3 protein-coding genes are annotated in these 2,626 nt (G+C 66.0%); all 3 read right to left on the reverse strand.

Going from position 1 to position 2,626, the window contains the following annotated elements; translation table 11 throughout:
* A partial coding sequence (locus Q0L57_RS12175) for an efflux RND transporter permease subunit (RefSeq protein ID WP_296742951.1) occupies positions 1–674 on the reverse strand: 674 nt, incomplete at its 3' end.
* The gene (locus tag Q0L57_RS12180) at positions 671–1,747 is read right to left on the reverse strand and encodes an efflux RND transporter periplasmic adaptor subunit (RefSeq protein ID WP_296742953.1); all 1,077 of its coding nucleotides are present in this window, start codon (positions 1,745–1,747) and stop codon (positions 671–673) included. The genes Q0L57_RS12180 and Q0L57_RS12175, both read right to left, overlap by 4 nt.
* The coding region (locus Q0L57_RS12185) for an efflux RND transporter periplasmic adaptor subunit (RefSeq protein WP_296742955.1) at positions 1,744–2,626 on the reverse strand (883 nt) is incomplete at its 5' end. The genes Q0L57_RS12185 and Q0L57_RS12180, both read right to left, overlap by 4 nt.

Raw genomic sequence — 2,626 nt, forward strand, 5'->3', positions numbered from 1 at the left:
GACTGGATGACGCCGGACGGGGTAATGGCGTTCTGCGCCTGCAGGCTGGCGACGATCGCCTGCTGGTTGAGCCCAAGCGCTGCGATCTGGCGGGTCGAGAATTCGAGATAGATCGCCTCGTCCTGGGCGCCCACCAGATCGACCTTGCCGGCATTCGGCACGGTCAGGATTTTGGTTCGCACATCCTCGACATAGTCGCGCAGCTGGCGCGGCGTGAGCCCATCGGCGGTGAAAGCATAGATATTGCCGTAGACGTCGCCGAAACGGTCGTTGAAGAACGGTCCCTGAACGCCTTGCGGGAACTGCGCCTTGATGTCGTTCACCATGTTGCGCACCTGAAGCCAGTTCGGCACGACGTCGCGCGCCTTGGTGGTGTCCTTCAGGTTGACGAAGATGACGGTCTGCCCGGCGGTGGTGATCGATTTCGTGTAGTCGAGGCTATCGAGCTCCTCGAGTTTCTTTTCGATGCGGTCGGTGACCTGCTGCACCGTCTCCTTGACCGAGGCGCCGGGCCAGTTGGCCTGGATGATCATGGTCTTGATGGTGAAAGCGGGATCTTCCTCGCGGCCGAGGTTGAGGTAGGAGAAGACGCCGGCCACCACGAAGACCAGCATGAAATACCAGACCATCGAGCGATGGCTGAGCGCCCAGTCGGAGAGGTTGAAGCCCTTCATGAGGCCCCTCCCTCGGGCACTTTGACCTTCTGGCCTTCGCTCAGGCTGTGGACGCCCGCCGTGACGACACGCATTCCGGCGTCCAATCCCGACGCCACCGTGAAGCTGCCGCCATTCTTCGACGCGATCTTGATCTCGCGCATGCTGACGCTCGACGTTTGCGGATCGACGATCCAGACCTTGTCGGCGCCGTCTGTCTCGAGCAGCGCTGTCATAGGCAACTCGATCGTAGGCGTTACCTGGGTCACACGGGTCGCCGTGATCGTCGAGCCCAGCCGGAACGCTGGCGGTGGATTGACCAGCGTCAACCGCACACGTTGGGTGCGGGTCGTGCCCTCTGCCTGCGGCGCGATTTCCCGCAGCTTGGCCTGGGTTTTGATCGTGGGCAGCGACTGCAGGATGATGTCGAACGGTGTGCCGACGGTGAGGTCGCCGGTCAGTTGGTCGGGAATGTCGACCACGGCCTCGCGCGGGTCGGTGCGCGCCACGGTGACGACGGTCTGTCCGGCTGAAACGGTCTGGCCGACCTCGGCGCCGACGGCGGTGACGACGCCGTCGAAATCAGAGAACAGCCGGGCATAGCCGAGCTGCTCCTGCGATTTGGCCAAGGCCGCATTGGCGCGCTCGACGCCCGCCGCGGCCGCCTGCTTCGCCTGCTGCGCGGCGTCGTAGACGGCCTGCGAGGTGTTGGCGGAGGCAAGCAGCGCGCGCTGCCGCTCCTCGCTTGCCGAGGCATTTGCGAACTGCGCCTGCGCATTCGACAGGTCCGCTTTCGACGCCTGGACGGCAAGCTCCAGCGCCGTCGGGTCGAGCGCGGCGATCGTCGTCCCCTTGGTGACGATATCGCCCACCTTGACGTCGCGCGAGACGATGCGGCCGAGCAGGCGGAAGGCAAGGTCGGCGCTGTATTGCGGCTGCACCGTGCCGGCGAAGCCGAAGGTCTCGACGGTCTTCGGTTGGACGACCACCGACAGCACCGGCCGGATGACCTCCGGCGCCTTCTCCTCGGAGCGCGAGCAGGCCGTGAGCGAGGCGATGAGAATGAGGGCGGGAATGTACTGCAATCGGTTCATTGGGCCGCCCCCGCCACTTCGATGGTCTGCCCGGGGCTGAGCAGCTGCCCGCCGGCGGTGACGACGTTCTGGCCTTCCTGCAGTCCCTTGTCGACGGCGACCACGCCCGAATCGAAGGCGAGCACTTCGACCGGCGCGGTCGTTACCGCCTTGCTCGATGGGTCGACGATCCACACCGCCGGCTTGCCGGCAGCCGAGGTCAGCGCCTGCCAGGGAAGCAGGAAAGCCTTGACCGGCCTGGCGCTGATGGTCCCGATTACCGCAGCTCCCAGCGGCATGCCCGCTGGCGTGTCGGGGATGCCGACCTTCACGCGGATCGTTCCGGAGGCAGTGTCGATCGCGGGCGATATCTCGCGCACCTTGCCCGTAGCCCTGATTTGCGGGTCTGAAAGCAGCGTGATCGTCACCACCGGTGCCGAAGGCGCCTGGACGACCAGTGTCTCGTGCACGTTGAACACCGCGTCCCGGTCGCCGTCCTCCGCGATGGTGAAGACGGTCTGCGCGGCCTGGACCACCTGTCCGGCCTCGACCTGGCGGGCTGTGATGACGCCGGCCGCACCCGCCTTGAGCTCGGTGTAGGAAAGGTTCTCCTTGGCATTGGCCAAGGCGCTTTGCGCGGCATCGACGCTGCCTTGCGCGACTTTCATCGTCTGGTCCGCCGAGTCGAAATCCCGCCTGGTGGTGTAGCCTTGCAAGAGCAGCGTCTTCTGCCGCTGGAAGGCCGCCGTTGCCTGGGTGAGCTGGGCCTGCGCGGCGTCGAGGTCGGCCTGCGCGGAGCGCAGATCGGACTGCTGTTCCTGAGGATCGATGCGGGCGAGCACGGCGCCCTGGTCGACATGCTGGCCGACATCGACCAGCCGCTCGGCGACGCGGCCGCCG

This window comes from Mesorhizobium sp. (genome assembly GCF_024509055.1).
GTDB lineage: Bacteria > Pseudomonadota > Alphaproteobacteria > Rhizobiales > Rhizobiaceae > Mesorhizobium.

Bases quoted from the DNA above. Each gene is read 5' to 3' on its own strand.
- Q0L57_RS12180 (WP_296742953.1), bottom strand. From the start codon at position 1,747: ATGAACCGATTGCAGTACATTCCCGCCCTCATTCTCATCGCCTCGCTC.